Source organism: Asaia sp. W19 (assembly GCF_003994335.1).
GTDB lineage: Bacteria > Pseudomonadota > Alphaproteobacteria > Acetobacterales > Acetobacteraceae > Asaia.
Genome location: NZ_PNQZ01000001.1, coordinates 123500 through 143128 on the forward strand (window position 1 = coordinate 123500; position 19629 = coordinate 143128).

Here is a 19629-nt window from a genome sequence, read left to right on the forward strand (position 1 = left end):
AGCTTACTTCTTCTGGCCGCAGACATAGGAGTTGATTTCGGCGCCGAGCGGAATTTCGGTAACCTTCGGGGTGTTCCAGGCCATGACGAGATCCTTGTGACAATCTTGAAAGTGCTTGATCAGCTATACGATAGAACCCGAAAATGGGTTGCAAGCCAAATTGATTCAACCCAATAAAATGTAACATGCTTCACGTTGACGGCAACGTTTGCGATCCCGGGTGGTTGTGCGTCGTTCATCACGGCGCCCTTCTCGTGCTGCAACCCGCCTTTCAGGAAAGAAACGCCCGCCATGTCAGGCCCGTCTCTGGCTTCGGATACGCCCACGCCTGAAGACAGGCAGACGCACGAAAAGACGATCGCACCGACCATCCTCCCCGCAATGCCCTCCCAGGAGGAAACCGCGGAAAGCGACGCCTATCAGGCCGGAGTGATCCGTAAGGCGATGCTGCGCCATAGTCTCGGGCTACGTGATGTCGGGGTTCTCATCCTGTCATTGCTGGCAGTGTTCTACACCCTGTATTTTGCCGCCGACATCGTGCTGCCCTTCGTGTTTGCGATGGTGGTCAATCTGCTGATGATCGGGCCGATGCGCTTTCTGCATGGTCGGCTGCATATCCCCAAGCCCATCTCGGCGCTGCTCCTGATCATCGCGATGTTCCTTTTGGTGGTCTGCATAGGCACGGCCATTTCGGTCCCTGCGGCGGCGTGGCTGACCAAGGTTCCGCAAAGTCTGCCCGCGCTCCAGCAGAAGCTTGCCTTCCTGCAGGGGCCGATCGACTCATTGCAGCGCGGCTATATGCGCGTGGTCGCGCTAATGTCGAATGGGGGTCATCACCATGTGAGCGCGGCGACGGCTGCCGCCCAGTCAGCATCGAATGGTGCTGAGACGTTGCGGGTCTGGGGGTCATCCTTCCTGATCGGGACTCGCGCCTTCATGGGTGAGTTTTTCACCATGCTGCTGATGCTGTTCTTCCTGATGACAGAGGGAGACAGCCTTCTGCGTCGTATCGTGGAGATCATGCCGACCTATTCGGACAAGCGTCGTCTTGTGCAGATCACCACACAGATCGAGCGCAACGTGTCGCTTTATCTGGCGACCATCACCATCATGAATATCCTGGTGGGGCTGCTCAATCTGTTGCAATGCTGGCTGACGGGCATGCCCAACCCCCTGCTATGGGGGGTTCTGGCCTTTCTGCTCAATTACGTGCCGATCATCGGTCCTCTGACCGGTGTCGTCGTCTATTTCTGTGTGGCACTCATCAGCTTCCCATCCTTCCTGATGGCGTTGCTGCCCCCTTCGATCTATCTGTGCATTCATATACTGGAGGGGGAAACGATTACCCCCATGCTGCTGGCCAAGCGCTTCACGCTCAATCCGGTGCTGGTCATGGCCTCGCTGCTGTTCTGGGACTGGATGTGGGGGATTGGCGGGGCTTTTCTATCCGTGCCCATGCTCGCCGTATTCAAGATCTTTTGCGACCATATCGAAGGCCTCTCTCCGATCGGCCATGTGCTGGGCGGTCCGGTACGCCCACGCTCCCTGCGCACCCTTGGCCCCGAGGTCACTCCCGGCCCTACCCCCTGAAGGTCGGCTAACGCCACCGCCGCGTTTGTCCAGATCAACCCATTCTGATCTGGCAACGGGCATGTGACATGAAATTATCATGCGTAATCCGCAGCCATATTCTATTAGAAGGCGGGTTCGGGGCTGAAGGTCGCTTGGCGCGATAGGTCGAACCGGCTATCAACTGCAACAAATCATTTCAAAGATCCTGAGCCGAGGTTTTAATGCGCTCCCTAGACGGCCTTGCCTGACAATGCAGGCACCTCTCCTTCGCCGCCTCGGTCTGGCAGCGCTTATCGCCATCATCCTTCTCGGGATCGTCATCACGATCATTCATGAGCATGGAGGTCCCCGCTCGGACGGCCCCCATCCGCAACTGACGCGTGAAAACGGTCTGGTCATCGTCGCCGATGATTCACCGCTCATGAAGCGGCTCCATGTCGCCCCCGTGAAAACGAGCGTGCTCGATCACGGGCTGCGCGTTCCGGGCATGGTGCAGGCCGAGCCCCGGCGCAGCATCAACATCCTGACCCCTGTGACCGGTCACGTGATCAGAACCGATCTCCAGCCTGGGCAGATGGTGCACAAGGGCGATGTCCTGGCCGTGCTGGCTTCTGGGGATCTGGATCAGGCCTATGCCGATTTGCTCAAGGCGCGTGCTCAGGAGACCTATCAGGAGCGCGTGGTCAAACGCGCGCAGGACGTGCTGGCTATCGGGGGCAATGCCCGCAAGGATCTGGACTCTGCCAGCAATGACCTTTCCCAGGCCCGTGCCGAACGTCAGCGTGCGGAGCGTCGTCTCCAATCTCTGAACAGCCGCACCGATCAGGATGGCGAGGGGCTGGTAAGGCTTGTCGCGCCCGTCGATGGGCTGATTGCCAGTACGAGCCTTGCACCAGGGGTGAATATCACCGATGCCACAGCTGTGCAGGCCGTATTGCTCGATATCTCGCAGCTCCAGATCGACGCCGAGATCCCTGAGGAGTCTGCCGGGATCGTTTCTCTGGGACAGCAGGCTGTCGCGCATATTGCGGCCCTGCCGGGACGGCATTGCGATGCGCCCATCATGTCGATTGACCCGGCCCTGCATAGCGACACGCGTCGCATGATCGCGCATTTCCTATGCGATAATCCCGACGGGATGCTGCGTCCCAACATGTTTGCCGATGTCGAGATTGCAGTGAAGCAGCCTGAGATGATCATCGTGCCAAAAACGGCCCTGCTGATGAATAATGATCGTCTGACCGTTTTTGTGCAGGACGGCGGCAGAATGCATTTCCGTCGCCGAGCCGTGACGGTGAGCTATGACGAGGGCGAGAACGTGCGCGTTCTGACCGGTCTGCAGGGGGGCGATACCATCGTCACCCGTGGCGCCATCCTTCTCAATGATAATGACTGAGCCGTCAGCGCCGCAGATGAGAGTCTCCTGATCCGTGATTGCGACCCTGATTTCATGGTGCTTTGCGCGCCGTCATATCGTTTTCATATGCGCCGTGTTTCTGGCGCTTGCCGGGGGCTATGCCTGGCGCGTGCTGCCTGTCGAGGCCTATCCCGATCTGGGCGCGGTCAACGTTCAGGTCACGACCCAGGTTTCCGGCCTGGCTGCCGAAGAGATGGAACAGCAGATTACGGTGCCGCTCGAGCGCGCGCTCTCTGCCGTGCCTGGTGTGACCGAGAGCCGCTCGAGTAGTACGTTCGGCCTGTCGCTTATCACGCTGATTTTTCATGATGGCGTCGATGTGTTCACGGCACGACAGCTCGTGCTGGAACTGCTCGGCACGGCCAGCATGCCCGATGGCGTGACCCCGCAGCTCGGCCCCATCACCGGCCCGGCAGGCGAGATTTTCCGCTACACGCTGGAATCGGATTCGATGGATCTGATGCAGCTTTCGGATGTGCAGCGCTGGATTGTCATCCCCACGCTTCAGCGCGTACCGGGAATCGTCAACGTCAATAATTTCGGTGGGCTGACACGTGAGTACCAGCTCGTGCTTAGGCCCGACGCGCTGCTGCGCTACGGGCTGAGCACCGATGACGTGGTCAACGCCATCAAGAACAACAACGCCAATGCCGCGGGCGGGCGCATCACGCGTGGCGAGCAATCCTATATCGTGCGCGGCGTGGGCATGATCCATACGCTGGACGACATGAAGCGCATCGTGGTGGCGCAGCATAACGGTACGCCGGTTCTGCTGAGTGATCTGGGGCAGGTCCAGTTCGGCCATCAGATCCGTGAGGGTATTCTGGGCAAGGACAACAACCCCGATACCATCGAGGGGATCGTGACCATGTTGTCCGGTGCCAATCCCTCTCTGGTTCTGGATAACGTGCATAACGTGGTCGACCAGTTGCAGGAGCGCCTGAAGCCGCTCGATGTGCGGCTGGTGCCCTATATCGACCGCGATAATCTGGTGAAGGCTACCACCCACAAGGTTGGCGAAACCATGGTCGAGGGTATCGGCCTCGTGCTGATCATTCTCACCCTGTTCCTCGGGAGCCCGCGCAGTGCGGTGGTCACTGCCGTCACCATTCCGCTCGCGCTCTCGACCGTTTTCGTGCTCATGCATTTCTTCGGCATGGCGGCCAATCTGTTCTCGCTGGGCGCCATCGATTTCGGCGTGATCGTGGACGGGGCTATCGTCATTACCGAGGCGATCCTGCGCCTGCGCGAGGAATCGCCCAAGGCCACGCTGACCAGTACCGAGGTGCTGAGTGTCGCGCGTATCGCGGGGCGCTCGATCTTCTCTTCGACTCTTATCATCATCGTGGCCTATTCGCCGCTCTTCGCCTTCGAAGGGAGCGAAGGGAAGCTGTTCCGGCCCATGGCCTATACCGTCAGCTTCGCTCTCATGGGGGCGCTGGCCTGTGCGCTCTGCCTTATTCCGACACTGAGCTATCTGGCTTTGTACAAGCCTCGGCGTATCTGGCATAACCGCCCGCTTGAAAAGCTGCATCATGCCTATGAGCGCGGGCTCAATCACATGCTCGCCCGCCCTCTGGTCACCTATATCGGTGGGGGAGCGGCCCTGCTTTCTGTCGTCATTCTGGGGGCTACCGTCGGGCGCGAGTTCCTGCCTGATCTGGATGAAGGGGCGCTCTGGCTTCAGGTTCAGTTGCCCACGGGTATCTCATTGGATGAGGGCAGCCGTATCGCCAGCGAGGTACGCTCGGCGGTGCGCGAATTCCCGGAAACATCCTATGCCATTACCCAGCTCGGCCGTAACGATGACGGGACCGATCCCTGGACCTTCTCGCATATCGAGATGCCCGTCGGGCTTAAGCCCTATGACCAATGGGCGAGCGGTGAAACCAAGGCGCAGTTCATCGCACGTTTGCGCGACCGTCTCTCCCAGATTCCGGGTATCAGTTTCGGTATCAGCCAGCCGATCCAGGATGGCATGAACGATCTGGTAGGGGGTGCGCATTCGCCTCTGGTGCTTCGTGTCTATGGCAATGATTTCCACGAATTGCGCCGTATCGGCCGACAGATCGTGAGCATCCTGCATGACGTACCCGGCACGACCGACGCCTCGATCTTTCAGGAGCCGCAGATCCCGCAGCTCATGATCACGCCTCGTCGCGAGCAGGCGGCGCGCTATGGCATCAACGTGTCCGATATCAGCACCGTCGTGCAGAACGCGATCGGCGATGGCGCGATCACCCAGGTTTATGTGGAAGACCGCGTCTATAACGCGACGCTGCATGTCGGGAACAACGACCTCACCGATCTCGCCTCTATACGTTCCCTGCCGCTGCGCTCCACTGATGGTGCGCCCATTCCCCTGGCTGAAGTGGCCGATGTGGGCCTTCATATGGGTGAGAGCAACATCGCGCATGAAATGGGTGAACGCCAGATCACCATACGGGTCGATAACGGGCAGCGCCCCTTGTCTCAGTATCTTGAGGATGCCCAGAAGCGCATCGCCTCGCAGGTGCATTTCGATCCACGCAAATATCGCCTGCAATGGGCGGGCAGCTTCGAGCAGGAGCAGCGTGCCCAGGCGCGTCTGGGTGTCGCGCTTCTGGTCATGTTCGCCATCATGCTGTTGCTCCTGTTCATGGAGTTCGGGACCTTCCGTCATGCCGTTCTGGTGCTCAGCGTCGTCCCGCTCGCGACTTTGGGCGGCCTGATCGCGCTTCACCTGCGTGGTGAAACCCTCAATATTGCCACAGCCGTCGGCTTCATCGCGCTGTTTGGCGTGGCGGTACAGAATGGCATCATCATGATTGCGGCGATCAATCGTCATCATCGCGCCGGGCTCAGCATTCATGACTCCGTACTGGCGGGTGCGGCCGAACGTTTCCGTCCCGTTCTCATGACCGCGACCGTGGCCAGCGCCGGCATGTTGCCCGCTGCCCTCGCTACGGGTGTCGGCACCGACGTGCAGCGCGGTCTGGCGACGGTCGTGGTGGGTGGCCTTGGCATTGCAACCCTGCTGACCCTGTTCGTCCTGCCCGTCTTCTTCTTCGAGATGGAGCATTATATCGAGCGCCGCAGGGCGCGCCGTTCGGGAGGTCTGTCATGAACCGTCTCGCGCTTTTGACCTGCGCGGCTGGCCTCGCCCTGTCGGGCTGCGCCATCGGTCCGGATTTCCATCGTCCTGACATGCTCAAGACGGGCAGCTATCAGAGCACGGCCCTGCCTGCCGCCATTCATGGTACCGCCGGTAGCGGCGCCGCAGGCGCAGCCCAGACCCTGACCGCCGGGGCTGACCTGTCAGGCGCCTGGTGGCAGGCCTTGGGCGTGCCGCAACTTGATGCCCTCGTAACACGAGCGCTTCAGAACAATCCGTCGCTCAAATCGGCCCAGGCCACGCTCAAGGCCGCGTATGAGCAGACCAAGGTGGCTGGTGCGCCCCTGCTGCCCAGTATCTCGGCCTCGTTCAATCCAACGCGTAACAAGACCTCGCAGGCCCTCTCGCCCGTGCCAGGCAATAATGCCTATCTCTACAATCTGCATACATTGCAGCTGAATATCTCCTATCAGCCCGATCTCTGGGGTGGACTGCGCCGTCAGGTGGAATCTCAGGCTGCTCAGGCCGAGATGCAGCGTTTCCAGCTGATCGCGACGACCAACACGCTGATCAATACGCTGATCGTGTCGTTGATCACGCAGTCGAGCCTCAACGCCCAGATCGAGGCCGCGAACGACATCATTGCGACGCAGCAAAAACTGCTCGGCATCATGGAGAAGCAGTTCAGGCTCGGGGATATTTCCGAGGCGCAGCTTCTGGCGCAGAAGGCCGCCCTGACGCAGGCCCAGGCCACTTTGCCGCCTCTGCATCTGCAGGCCGAGCAGGCGCACGACCAGATCGCATCTCTGGTTGGTACCACGCCCAATGAGGTCCTGCCCGAGATCCCGCTTGAGGCCTATCGCCTGCCTGCCACCCTGCCGGTCAGCCTGCCCAGTGCGCTTCTGGCCCAGCGTCCGGACATACGCGCAGCGGAATCGCAAATGCACAGCGCCAGCGCACAGGTCGGTGTCGCCATTGCCAACCGCCTGCCAAACGTGCAGCTCTCTGCCACGCCGGGTCAGGCTATCAATGCCATGAGCCAGTTCTTCACCCCTGGCTACGGTAACTGGTCGATCGGTGCGATGGTGACCCAGCCGATCTTCCAGGGCTTCGAGCTCATGCATCTGGAGCGTCAGGCGCGCGCCAATCTTCTGGCGGCGACGGAGCAATACAAGAATACCGTGCTGACCTCGATGCAGAATGTGGCCGACACGCTCCACGCCCTGCAGGATGATTCCGATGCCCTGACGATCAGCGCAGCCAATGAGGATGCGGCTGTGCGCAGTCTGCGCATTTCGCAGAGCCAGATGTCCTATGGCGATATCAGCCCTGTCCTGCTTCAGGCCGCCGTGCAGATCGAGCTCGAGGCCCGGCTCACTCTGATTCAGGCCAAGGCCACACGGTATACCGATAGCGTGGCACTGTGTCAGGCCCTGGGCGGCGGGTGGTGGCATCGTAACGATACCGCTATGAAGGTTCCCTCGACAGACTGGCGCGCGGCGTTCTGACCCGGTTCGGATCGTCCTGCGCCTGGCGCGAATCAGGAGATCCGACCCGCATGAGATTCCCCCGCTCCTCTCGCCTCGCCCTGATGGGACTTGGCTGCCTCCTTGCTTCGACGACGGCGCTCGCGGCCCCTGCTGCACCGTCGGACAACAAGGCGGCGGCCGCGTTCGATCGTCTCCTCGACGAGGAATGGCAGTATCAGTTGCAGAACGCGCCTGAACTCGCCACATCGATTGGCGATTACCGGTACAATGATCGGTGGAGCGATCTGTCTCTCGCCCATATCCAGGGCTCCGTCCCTGTTCTGACCGGCTTTCTCAAGAAGTTCGAGGCGATTTCGCCCGCCTCGCTCGATGAACAGCGGCAGATCAGCCGCGCGATGATTATCCAACAGATCCAGGACACGCTCGAGGGGATCCATCTCAAGACCTATGAGATGCCGATCGACCAGATGAACGGTGCCCAGCTTCAGTATCCGGGGTTTGTCTCGAGTATCCCCTTCGACACGACCAGGCAGTATGAGGATTACCTCGCACGCCTGCGTGCCATTCCCAAGGCCATCGATCAGGTGATCGCCCTGGCACGCCTAGGCGAGAAGGATGGGCTGATGCCGCCGCGATTCCTGCTCGAGAAAGCAGAGCAGCAGGTCGAGCAGATTGCCGCACCCGCCGGTGAGAAGAGTCCGTTTGGCGAACCTGTCACGAAATTCCCGGCCGCCGTGCCTGTCGCCGATCAGACCCGCCTGCGCAAGGCGATTCTGAATGCGATCGACCACGACGTTCGCCCGGCCTATCAGCGCCTCGCGGCCTTCATGAAGAAGGGTTACACGGCACATGGCCGTGCTCAGGACGGCGTCTGGGCTCTGCCTGGTGGCGATGTGCTTTATCGCTACGATATCCGCACTCTGACCACCACCACCATGTCTCCCAAGGAAATCCATCAGCTCGGGCTGGATCAGGTCGCCAAGATCGAGGGCGAAATGGGTGAGATTGCCCATAAGCTCGGTTTCGCCGACCTTTCTGCCTTGCGCGCTTCGGTGGCCAAGGATTCCAAGCTCTATGCGACCTCGCGCGAGCAGATCATCGAACTGTATCGCAAGTATATCGCGCAGATGGAGCCTGCTCTCACCCGCGATTTCGACAAGATCCCGACCACCAAGCTGGAGGTGCGTCCGGTCGAGCGGTATCGTGAGGCCGAGGCTGCTGGCGCCGAATATCATCAGGGTACGCCCGATGGTTCACGTCCTGGCATTGTATTCGTGAATACTGGCGACTACGCCAAGCGTGACCTCTACACCATCGAGGACACGGCCTATCATGAGGGTGTTCCCGGCCATCATTTCCAGATTTCTACCGCCCAGTCCCTGCCGCTGCCGCCTTTCCGTCAGCAGGGTTTCTATAACGCCTATATCGAAGGCTGGGCGCTCTACGCCGAAGGTCTCGGCAAGGAGTTGGGCTTCTACAAGGACCTCTACAGCGACTACGGGCGCCTGAACGGTGAACTCCTGCGCGCCGATCGTCTGGTGCTTGATACGGGTGTGCATGACCTGCACTGGACGCGTGCCCAGATGCTGGAATTCTTCCACGCCCATCCGCCCACCAGCGAACCCGATATGCAGGCCGAAACCGACCGCTACATCGCCTGGCCCGGACAGGCCCTGGGCTACATGCTGGGTCAGCAGACCATTCTGCGCCTGCGTGAAAAGGCCAGAACGGAACTGGGCCCGAAATTCGACATCCGTAAATTCCATGACGTCGTTCTCTCCGGAGGAGCCCTGCCGCTCAACCTGCTTGCCGATCGGGTGGATAGCTGGATCAGGGAAGTGAAAAACCACAAGTAAGGGCGGGTGGGGGCCCGGCCCCACACCCCACCAATGGCCGATCATTTTCTCGAAGCCTGCCCGTTGAGAGGCGGGAATCGAGGGGACCTTTTCCTATCTGGGTGCGGGGCTTTGCCCTGCATGCCCGACCCCGATCCGCGCAACGGCAGAAGCGGTCCTCTGTAAAAAAAGGCAGGTTTCGGGATTTCTGTCGTTTCCAGAGTGGCAGGAAACGGGCAGGATCGGAAGGATATGTCCCTGACTGCTCCTTCCCCCGGCAAGATATCCCCTGATGCATCGACGGTGCAGGATTCTGAACCTGCTGTCGATCTGAAGGCCACGCGTCCGGCGCGCTTCGTGCATGGCAGCATCATGCGTCATGTCGTGGTCATGGCGGGCACGGGGGCGATCGGATTGATGGCCGTGTTTGCGGTCGATCTGCTGAATTTCTGGTATATCTCGCATCTTCATGATCCGGCCCTGACGGCGGCGATCGGTTTCGCTGCGGCATTGGGTTACGTGCAAGTGGCCGTGTCGATCGGGATGACCATCGGACTGGGAGCGGTCATCGGGCGCATGATCGGAGCCCGTCGTATCATCAGGGCACGACGCTTTGCCTCGGCGTTCATGGTGGTGATGGTGGCCGTCACGGCGATCCTGGGTTGTCTGACCGCCTTGTTTGCGTCGTTTTTCCTGGCCTTGCTGGGCGCAAGGGGGGAAGCGCTGGAACAGGCTTCGGGCTTCCTGCATCTGGTGTCCCCCGCCTTGCCTATGGTCTGTTATGGCATGGCGCAATCGGCACTTTTGCGTTGCGTGGGCGATGCGCGGCGTTCGATGCAGGTCACGCTGGTGGGGGCCTTCGTTTCGGCCATTCTCGATCCGATTCTGATCTTTGGCTTTCACATGGGACTGACAGGGGCTGCGATTAGCACCATCCTGTCCCGTGGAGCGGTGGTGTTGTTCGGCTTCGTCAGTCTGCGCGATCATCGCATGCTGGAATGGCCGCGGCTTTGGGCGATTGCCCCGGCCACGCGTCAGATCGGAGCGGTGGCGCTCCCGGCGATCGCGACCAATCTGGCGACGCCTGTGGGCGGGTTGTTCACCACGCATTTCATGTCGCGTTTTGGGCTGGAAGCCATCTCCGGACAGGCGACGATCGATCGGATCGTGCCGGTCGCCTTCGCCTTCGTGTTTGCGCTGACAGGTTCCGTCGGACCGATCATGTCGCAAAACCTTGGAGCCGGGAAAAAGGATCGGGTGCGTGAGACGCTCCATGCCTCGTTGAAGCTGACGGCCTTATGTGTCGTGCTCACCTGGGCGATCCTGGCCCTGTTTCACGTGCCGATCCTGCATCTCTTCGCGTCCAAGGGGGTCGCGATCCATATCGTCACGCTTTTCTGCTGCTGGCTGGTAGCCAGCTATTTCTTCGTCGGACTGCTTTTCGTCTCGAATACGGCCTTCAATAATCTGGGGCACCCGCTCTATTCGACCGGTTTCAATTGGGGGCGCGCCACTCTTGGGACGATTCCCTTTGTCTGGGTCGGCTCGCATTACGGGCCGATCGGTATCCTGGTGGGACAATCACTGGGCGTAGTGATTTTCGGCAGCTTTGCGGCGCTTACGGCCTTCAGGGTGATCAGACGGATCTGAGTTCTGAAGGACGGCTCACGGGCAATTTACATCCAGCCCCCCCTATGCCTGCCTGGTTCTGGCTCACCCGCCATGTGAGGGAAGATATGAGATTTGAGGAGTGGGGAAGTAGCCGGGAAATCGAAGACCCAGAGGAATAATGGCTAAAATGGATGAGAGTGAATGAAATTATGGCCATTACTTAAGAAATAATCAAAGTGATGACGAGATAATTCCGCAGCCAAGTAAATATTCCCATACAGATTTCTATTTTTTCTCTTTGATCCTCCAAATATTATCGGTTGAGCGAAATTTCTTGAGGGAATTCACTTTTCTGTAGGGCAGAGATGAGATATTTCCTCTATCGTAACGAGACGAGCCAGAACTTGCGCGATGGTGCCATGATAACTATGCAATAAAACGAAATCCAAGCGTATTTTGTTATACATCTCGTCTTTCCTTCCCACCCTGTGAGACTGTAATCAGGGATCGTTGGCGCAGGGCTGAAGGCCGGACTGCTGCCTTTGTGCAATGCTGTGACTGAGAGTTGCGATGCGAATTTTATTGACAGGTGGCTGCGGTTTCATCGGATCTGCCGTGGTCAGGCATCTGATCCGTCAGACCTCCCATGAGGTCCTGAATGTGGACTGCATGACCTATGCCGCTTCGGAAGAGACGGTCGGTGAGGTTGCGGCCGATCCGCGCTATCGCCATGCTGCCGTCAATATCGTCAACGGCGTCGAGCTCTCGAAGCTGTTCGAGGAGTATCGCCCCGATGCCGTGATGCATCTGGCTGCGGAAAGCCATGTCGATCGTTCGATTGACGGTCCCGGCGTATTCGTCGAGACCAACGTGACCGGCACCTATGCGCTGCTTGAAGCCGCACGTCGCTACTGGCAGACGCTGGACGCCGAATCCCAGAAGGCTTTCCGCTTCCATCACATTTCGACAGATGAGGTCTTCGGCCATCTGGAGCTCGACGACCCACCGTTCACCGAGACCACCCCCTATGATCCGCGCAGCCCGTATTCGGCGTCGAAGGCGGCCTCCGATCATCTGGTGCGCGCCTGGTATCATACCTATGGCCTGCCCACTTTCGTGACCAACACCACCAATAATTATGGCGTCTGGCACTTCCCCGAGAAGCTGATTCCCCTGGTGACAATCAACGCGCTAGAGGGCAAGGAGCTGCCGGTCTACGGCAAGGGCGAAAACATCCGCGACTGGCTGTTCGTCGAAGATCATGCCGAGGCGCTGGTCAAGGCTGTCGAGAATGGCGAGCCTGGTGAGACCTATGCCATTGGCGCGCGCCAGCCGCGCACCAATCTGGAGGTGGTCAAGGCGATCTGCACGGTTCTGGACGAGCTGTCGCCCGATCCGGCCGGTCCGCGCGAGCGTTTGATCCGTTTCGTGACCGACCGCCCCGGCCATGATTTCCGCTACGAGATCGACCCCAGCCATGCCGAGCAGGCACTGGACTGGAAGGCGAAGCACGATTTCGAGACAGGTATCCGCCGTACGGTCCAGTGGTATCTCGATAATCGCGGTTGGTGGGAAGGCATCCGCGCCCGCCGTTACACCGGACAGAGACTGGGAACAAAAGCATGAACGCCGTTGCCGCATCCAGGCCGATGAAGGGCATTCTTCTAGCCGGTGGGTCGGGCACGCGCCTGCACCCCATGACCCTGGCAACGTCGAAGCAGCTTCTGCCCGTCTATGACAAGCCGATGATCTATTATCCGCTGACCACGCTTATGCTGGCTGGCATTCAGGATATCATGATCATCTCCACGCCCCATGATCTGCCGCAGTTCAAGCGCCTGCTTGGCGATGGTTCGCAGTTCGGTGTGCGCTTCGAGTATCGCGAACAGCCCTCGCCGGACGGTCTGGCTCAGGCCTTCCTGATTGCGGAAGACTGGATCGATGGATCGCCCTGCGCTCTGGCGCTGGGCGATAATCTGATTTTTGCCGATCATCTGAGCGTGTTGCTGCGTGCCGCAGCCGCCCGTCCGGAAGGGGCCACCGTCTTCGCCTATCAGGTGCGCGACCCCGAGCGTTATGGTGTGGTCAGCTTCGATGAGAGTGGTCGGGCCCAGCGTATTGTTGAAAAGCCGAGCGAGCCCGAGTCCAACTGGGCAGTGACCGGTCTGTATTTCTATGACCATCGCGTGGTTGAATTCGCCAAGCGCGTAAAGCCTAGCCCGCGTGGCGAACTGGAGATCACGGACCTCAACCAGATGTATCTGGAAGAGGGGACACTGCAGGTCGATCGTCTGGGGCGAGGCTGCGCCTGGCTCGATGCAGGCATGCCTGACAGCCTGATGCAGGCCGGGTTGTTCGTGCAGACCATCCAGTCCCGTCAGGGCATGCTGGTAGGGTCACCGACCGAAGTGGCCTATCGCATGGGCTTCATCGATCGCGATCAGCTCATCACGCAGGGCAAGGCCAAGGCCAAGACGGAACTCGGCCGCATGTTGCTCGAGCTGGCCCAACAATCCCACTCCGGCCGCAACTGAGGAGCCACGCCATGAAAGTCGAACGTCTCGCTATTCCTGACGTCATTCTCGTCACGCCGCAGCGCTTCAGCGATTCACGTGGGTTCTTCTCTGAAACCTACAACCATCAGAAGATGGTCGAGGCTGGCATTGACCTGACCTTCGTTCAGGACAACCAGAGCCTTTCCGTTCAGAAGGGCGTACTGCGCGGCCTGCATTGTCAGGTGGCCCCCTATGTGCAGGGCAAGCTCGTGCGCTGCACGAAGGGTGCGATCTGGGATGTGGCGATTGATGCCCGCACCGGGTCGCCCACCTACGGCAAATGGGTCGCAGCCGAGCTTTCGGAAGAAAACTGGTCGCAGCTCTGGGTGCCACCCGGCTTTCTGCATGGCTTTGTGACCCTGCAGGAAAATACCGAGGTTCAGTACAAATGCACCTCGCTTTATGACAAGGCGTCCGAGCGCGCCGTAATCTGGAATTGCCCGCATCTGGCCATCGACTGGCCGATCAGCGCGGATGAGGTCGTTCTCTCCGACAAGGACCAGATCGCACCGCATTTCCCGGAAGCCAAGGGCTGGTTCCAGTACTCATGAGCACGGCATCCGATAATCTGATCCTTGTCACGGGCGGTCAGGGCCAGCTGGCCAGCTCGCTGAAGACCCTCGGCGGGTCGCGCGTGGTCGTGGTCGGTCGTCCTGAATTCGACCTCGCTGCGCCTGAGACCATGGCGGCCACACTGGCGCGCTACACGCCTTCTCTGGTGGTGAACGCGGCAGCCTGGACCGCAGTGGATCTAGCGGAGAGCGAGGTCGGAGGGGCCACGGCTGCCAATGAGACCGGTCCGGCCGAACTGGCGCGCCTCTGTGCCGCTCAGGGAATCCCACTCATCCACGTTTCGACCGATTACGTCTATGCGGGCGACAAGGGCACGGCCTATGTCGAGACCGACCCGGTGACGCCTCAAACGGTTTACGGCCGCACCAAGGCAGCGGGTGAGCAGGCCGTTCTCAAGGCGCAGCCGCGTAGCGTGGTCCTGCGTACGGCCTGGGTCTATTCCGGGCATTGCAAGAACTTCGTGCGCACCATGGTCAATGCGGGCGCCAAGAATACCCATCTGAAGGTGGTCGGCGACCAGTATGGCTGCCCCACCAATGCCGATGATCTGGCAAAGGCCATTCTCGGTATTGTCGATCAGATCAAGGCGGGGTGGCAGGACCGGTTTGCCGGGATCTATCATGCTTGCGGTACAGGCGATACGAGCTGGCACGGTCTGGCTGTTGCGGCTCTTGAGGAAGCAACGCGTCATGGCCAGACCATGCCGGTCGAGGTTGCGGCAATCCGCACCGAGGACTGGCCGACTCCGGCCAAGCGTCCTCAGGATTCGCGTCTGGACTGCAGCAAGCTTGAGCGCGTGTTCGGCATTCGCCTGCCTGAATGGCGCGATGGTGTGGCCCGCGCAGTCGATGAGCATTTTGCGAGCAAGCCGGCCTGAGCGTGAGTCGTTCGGAGCGAGATTTTGCTGCTCCGCCGCGCCTTTATGCGGTGGGTGGGCGTGATACGGAGCGGGCGGCCTCGAGGCCGCCCGTTGCGATTCTGCTTTCTGTCTATAACGGCGAGGCGTTTCTCAATCAGCAGCTCGACAGCTTCCTGGCACAATCAGACGATGACTGGTGCCTGTACTGGCGTGATGACGGTTCGCAGGATGCATCGCGCGCCATCATGCTCTCGTTTCAGGAGCATCGCGGTCAGGGACGCTGTATCGAAGTCGATGTCGAGCCGTCCAATCTCGGTGTCGCCCTCTCCTATGCTCTGCTGCTGGACGCCGCACCACGCGACGCGCTGATTGCCTATGCGGATCAGGATGATGTCTGGGTTCCAACGAAGCTGGCCTGGGCTCGTGAAGCGCTCGATGCAGTCGCGGGACCCGCCCTTTATTGCGCTCGGCAATATCTCACTGATGAATCCCTCGCTGTTCAGGGCCCCTCCCTGGCGCTCCGTCGCCAGCCGAATTTTGCCTCAAGCCTGATTCAGAACCTGGCAACCGGTCATACAATCCTGCTCAACAGCGAGGCAGCGGCGCTTATTCGTCCGTTCATGCCCCCTGAGGGGGTGTTACATGACTGGTGGGCCTATACGCTGATCCTCGGTGCTGGTGGCACTTTCCATTTCGATGAGCGCTGCGTTAGCCTCTATCGACAGCACCGGCGAAACGCTGTCGGTGTCGAACGCTCCCTGTTCGTGCGCGGGATGCGGGCCCTGCGCCGAGGTCCTGCGGCCTTCATGGCGCTGCATGATGCCCTCGTGACGCGTCTGCTTACATCCGATGTTGAAGAATGCCTTACGGCGCAGTCGACCGGGTTCCTGCTCAGGCTGAGAAAGGCATCGAGGGGCGGGTTTGGCGCGCGGCTGCGTTTTCTGTTTGCCGAGCGCGACTTCGTGAGACAGCGCCCCGCCGAGACCTGGCTGTTCCGGCTCTGGTTCCTATTTTACGGCCAGGCCAGTTCGAAAGACTGACAACTCTCCTTCATGAAGGTCGGGGGCTCCGCCTGGGCTCGCACCGTCTCGCCGCTCAGAGTGGCTTCGAGCGCTCGGCTCATGAGATGAAGCCTGCCAGCCCCCCCGCCATATCGGGCATCGCCCAGGATAGGGCACCCCAGAACCTGACAATGCACACGCGCCTGATGGGTACGCCCCGTCAGCAAGTCGAGTTCGAGCAAGGCCTTGTTCCCCTGACGGGACAATACGCGCCATTTTGTGCGCGCGTCCTGTCCATCGGGATGGGCTTCCATGTGCCAGCCCTCTTTCGAGGTCACCTTGCGCAGTGGTGCCTCAATAATCCCTTCGGCATGATCGGGCGCGTTGGTGACTACAGCCCAATAGGTCTTCCTGACCTGCCCCGAGGCAAAAAGCGCCTGGGCCTCCACGAGCGCCTGCTTGCGCAGGGCGATCATCAGACAACCCGATGTGTCCGTATCGAGACGATGCACGAGCCATGGGCCATCCTTGCGCCGTGACAGCAGAGGAAACAGGGCCTCAACCGAATGCTGCGCTTTCGGGCCGGGATGCACGGGCAGCCCTGCCGGCTTGTCGATCACGACTAGCCGGGGGCTTTCATAGAGGATGGGATAGGGAAAGGACGTGTTCATCGGGGGAGGGGAGGGGTCAATCCTCGTCGCGTGGACGTCGTGTGAGGACTTCGCGCTTGCCCACATGGTTCGCGGCGCTCACCACGCCTTCCTTCTCCATCTGCTCGATGATCTTGGCCGCCCGGTTATAGCCAATCGAGAGGTGGCGCTGGATGAAGGAGGTGGAGGCCTTGCCCTCACGTGTCACCAGATCGACGGCCTGATCGAACAGGCTGGATTCGGCGTCATAATTCCCGCCATTCATGCCGTTCCCGCTCGATGAGGAACTGCCGCCTTCGTCATCGAGGCTCGAGATCACCTCGTCATTATAGACTGGCTCGCCCTTGCTGCGCAGATCGGCGACCACATCCTCGACCTCGCTATCGGCCACGAAGGGTCCATGCACACGGGTGATACGGGCTGCGCCCTGCATGTAGAGCATGTCGCCCTGGCCCAGAAGCTGCTCGGCTCCCTGCTCGCCGAGAATGGTGCGGCTGTCGAACTTGCTGATCACCTGGAAGGAAATGCGCGTCGGGAAATTGGCCTTGATGGTGCCGGTGATCACATCCACCGAGGGGCGCTGGGTGGCCATGATCACGTGGATACCGGCGGCACGGGCCTTCTGTGCCAGACGCTGGACGGCGGCCTCGATCTCCTTGCCTGCCACCATCATCAGATCAGCCATTTCGTCGATCACTACCACGATATGCGGCATGGTCTCGAGGGCGAGCTGCTGCTCGTCGAAAACAGGTTGACCGGTCTCTGGGTCGAAGCCGGTCTGCACGCGACGCGTCACCAGCTCCCCTGTCGAGCGCACCTGACGCACGCGCTGGTTGTAACCCGTAATGTTGCGCACCTGCAGATGCGCCATGGAGCGATAGCGCTTGTCCATCTCGCGCACGGTCCATTTGAGCGCCGCCACCGCCTTGTTCGGCTCGGTTACGACCGGCGTCAACAGATGCGGAATCCCGTCATAGATCGAGAGTTCGAGAATCTTGGGATCGATCATGATCAGGCGGCATTCTTCCGGCGTCAGCCGATAGAGCAGCGACAGGATCATGGCGTTCACGCCCACGGATTTACCCGAGCCCGTGGTCCCCGCGATCAGCAGATGCGGCATCTTGGCCAGATCGGCATAGACCGGATTGCCTGCGATGTCCTTGCCGAGTGCCAGACGCAGCTGCGCCCCCGGCTCATGGAACTCCGGCGTATCGAGCAGTTCCGAGAAATACACGGTTTCACGCGACGCATTCGGCACTTCAATGCCAATGACATTGCGTCCCGGCACAGTCGCGATACGCACGCTCAGCACCGAGAGCGAACGCGCAATATCATCCGCCAGACCGATCACCCGGGCAGAACGAATGCCCGGGGCAGGTTCCAGCTCATAGAGCGTGACCACTGGCCCCGCATGAATATCGCCGATCTGACCCTGGACCCCGTAGTCGGAGAGCACCTGTTCCAGGAGACGGGCATTGGCCTGCAGGACCTCGTTCGACGGGCCATTTCCCCCATGAGCGGGCGCCTTGCGCAGCAGACCGAGTGAGGGGGGCTGCCACCCTGCACTCTCCCAGCCCTGGCGGGCAGCGGGATCGGGCTGCGGTGGGCTCGGTCGCTCGGCGCGCGCACGCCCGAAACCGAAAAATCCGCGTTTCGGTTCTTCTTCCTGACGGGGGATGGGCGGCGCTTCTTCCGGAAAAGCCGGTGCCTCTTCATGCTCCGCATAGTGCGTCACGGCAGCAGGACGCATGGCGCTTTCCTGGTCCCGCGCAATCTGGGCGAGCTGGACACCATAGGGATTGGATGGCTTGGGCTCGGCCGCTGGGGCTGGTTGCGGGCTCGTTTGTGGTGCGTGAAGGGCTGGCACCGTTTCCTGCGGACGCTCGGGCGGCTGTAGCCAGCCCGTATTGGCCGGAATGAAAGGTGCTCGCGCAGCCTCGCTTTCGCGTCTCGGCGAGGGATAGGGGTGCTCGTGTCGATAGGCCTTTGCTTCGACAGGTTCGTAGCTGCTCCAGTCCGGTGGGGTGCTCTGCCGTGCGCGGTTGCCCACGCGCCGCGCCAGATGTTCCGACCCGCGCCCTACGGAACGCGCGCCCCGGAACAGGGCCAGCCACTCGCTGCGGCGCAGGCCCAATGCAAGCGGAATGAGCAGGAGCGTCAGCAAAAGCCCGAGCAACGAGAAGACAACGCCTCCCGCCTTGCCCATCGTGGCCCGGCCGGTCGATACCAGATGATCGGCCAGAACCAGACCGAGCTGCCCCCCCAACCCGGCGCGGGAAGGCCAAGTTGTCGTCAGGGCCGGAATCAGCACCTGTATCGTGGCAATCAGCGCTGCAGCAACAGGAAGCAGGCAGAAGAAGGCGATAAAACGCAGGATCGGCACGCTGAGCGCATGGTGGCGTACGATCTGCCAGGCCCAGCACAGCATGACGATGATCGGCAAAGCACTCGCGAGCCCCAGCCACTGCACCAGTGCATCGGCCAATGTGGCACCCGGCTGACCCAGCAGATTGGTCGGGACCGATGTCGTGGCCGTGTCAAAAGACGGGTCCTGCGGGTTGTAGCTCCACAAGGCCACACCCAGCGCAAGGGCGAGGGCGAGCAGAATGAACCCGCCCAGCTCCGTCAGCCGGTCATGAAACTGGCTGCGTATCCGGGGGGAAGCGGTGCCTGATGAAAAGAAGCGGCTGAACGAAGCCAAATTCGCGTCTTCCTGTCTTTGCGCAATACATCTTACCCCGCGCATGGGGCATCGAGCATCGTCTGGATATAACTCTGTCGTATGGCAGAACTATAGCGGAACGCCGCCCATAGACGAGAGCAAAAAAGGCTGAAATCTGCCGTTGTGGGGCGCTTATGCGTCTGGTCATGGGACTCTGCCCCATACGCCACCAAAGGGCGGTCTTCCTCCGGACATCTGTTTGAGCCGAACCGGGGATCGACGAAGCTTGTCCCCTCCAAAGGTACGGGGA

Annotated in this window: 14 protein-coding genes; 11 read left to right on the forward strand and 3 right to left on the reverse strand. The window is 60.5% G+C overall.

From position 1 onward, the window contains the following. Positions 1 to 3 precede the first annotated feature (3 nt). A complete protein-coding gene (pqqA, locus tag C0V97_RS00595; protein ID WP_023978294.1) occupies positions 4 to 84 on the reverse strand; it encodes a pyrroloquinoline quinone precursor peptide PqqA in 81 nt (26 codons plus the stop codon). Positions 85 to 444: 360 nt separating this feature from the next. On the opposite strand from pqqA, the gene C0V97_RS00600 reads away from it, so the two are divergent. The 11 genes from C0V97_RS00600 (at position 445) to C0V97_RS00650 (ending at position 16046) form a co-directional block, all read left to right on the forward strand. Further along, positions 445 to 1590, forward strand: coding sequence for an AI-2E family transporter (locus C0V97_RS00600; RefSeq protein WP_370264776.1), 1146 nt, complete (start codon positions 445 to 447; stop codon positions 1588 to 1590). A 232-nt stretch (positions 1591 to 1822) separates the two neighbouring features. Further along, positions 1823 to 2968: an efflux RND transporter periplasmic adaptor subunit gene (locus C0V97_RS00605; protein WP_127099692.1), complete on the forward strand. Its 1146-nt coding sequence runs from the start codon at positions 1823 to 1825 to the stop codon at positions 2966 to 2968. A 34-nt stretch (positions 2969 to 3002) separates the two neighbouring features. Continuing rightward, the gene (locus tag C0V97_RS00610) at positions 3003 to 6095 is read left to right on the forward strand and encodes an efflux RND transporter permease subunit (RefSeq protein ID WP_127099694.1); all 3093 of its coding nucleotides are present in this window, start codon (positions 3003 to 3005) and stop codon (positions 6093 to 6095) included. Further along, positions 6092 to 7591: an efflux transporter outer membrane subunit gene (locus C0V97_RS00615; protein WP_127099696.1), complete on the forward strand. Its 1500-nt coding sequence runs from the start codon at positions 6092 to 6094 to the stop codon at positions 7589 to 7591. Before C0V97_RS00610 ends, C0V97_RS00615 begins: the two co-directional genes overlap by 4 nt. A 50-nt stretch (positions 7592 to 7641) precedes the next feature. Continuing rightward, a complete protein-coding gene (locus C0V97_RS00620; protein WP_127099698.1) occupies positions 7642 to 9429 on the forward strand; it encodes a DUF885 family protein in 1788 nt (595 codons plus the stop codon). A 351-nt stretch (positions 9430 to 9780) separates the two neighbouring features. Further along, positions 9781 to 11058 carry an MATE family efflux transporter gene (locus C0V97_RS00625; RefSeq protein ID WP_127099771.1) on the forward strand — a complete coding sequence of 426 codons (1278 nt, stop codon included), beginning with the start codon at positions 9781 to 9783 and terminating at the stop codon, positions 11056 to 11058. Positions 11059 to 11589: 531 nt separating this feature from the next. Beyond that, on the forward strand, positions 11590 to 12645 hold the full coding sequence (rfbB, locus tag C0V97_RS00630; RefSeq protein ID WP_127099700.1) for a dTDP-glucose 4,6-dehydratase: 1056 nt from the start codon (positions 11590 to 11592) through the stop codon (positions 12643 to 12645). Next, positions 12642 to 13553 carry a glucose-1-phosphate thymidylyltransferase RfbA gene (gene rfbA / locus C0V97_RS00635; RefSeq protein WP_127099702.1) on the forward strand — a complete coding sequence of 304 codons (912 nt, stop codon included), beginning with the start codon at positions 12642 to 12644 and terminating at the stop codon, positions 13551 to 13553. The genes rfbB and rfbA overlap by 4 nt, the downstream gene beginning before the upstream one ends. Before the next feature lie 11 nt (positions 13554 to 13564). Then, on the forward strand, positions 13565 to 14125 hold the full coding sequence (gene rfbC / locus C0V97_RS00640) for a dTDP-4-dehydrorhamnose 3,5-epimerase (protein ID WP_127099704.1): 561 nt from the start codon (positions 13565 to 13567) through the stop codon (positions 14123 to 14125). After that, positions 14122 to 15024, forward strand: a complete 903-nt coding sequence (gene rfbD, locus C0V97_RS00645; protein ID WP_127099706.1) for a dTDP-4-dehydrorhamnose reductase — start codon at positions 14122 to 14124, stop codon at positions 15022 to 15024. Before rfbC ends, rfbD begins: the two co-directional genes overlap by 4 nt. Positions 15025 to 15026: 2 nt before the next feature. Further along, complete coding sequence (locus C0V97_RS00650; RefSeq protein ID WP_233581854.1) at positions 15027 to 16046, forward strand: glycosyltransferase; 1020 nt, start codon at positions 15027 to 15029, stop codon at positions 16044 to 16046. Here the strand turns inward: C0V97_RS00650 and C0V97_RS00655 are convergent. Together C0V97_RS00655 and C0V97_RS00660 are read right to left on the reverse strand one after the other, a co-directional pair. After that, on the reverse strand, positions 16019 to 16678 hold the full coding sequence (locus C0V97_RS00655; protein ID WP_127099708.1) for an RluA family pseudouridine synthase: 660 nt from the start codon (positions 16676 to 16678) through the stop codon (positions 16019 to 16021). The genes C0V97_RS00650 and C0V97_RS00655 overlap by 28 nt on opposite strands. A gap of 16 nt (positions 16679 to 16694) precedes the next feature. Continuing rightward, entirely contained in the window at positions 16695 to 19358 is a 2664-nt protein-coding gene (locus C0V97_RS00660) for a DNA translocase FtsK 4TM domain-containing protein (protein ID WP_370264766.1), read from the reverse strand. Between the last annotated feature and the right edge of the window lie 271 nt (positions 19359 to 19629).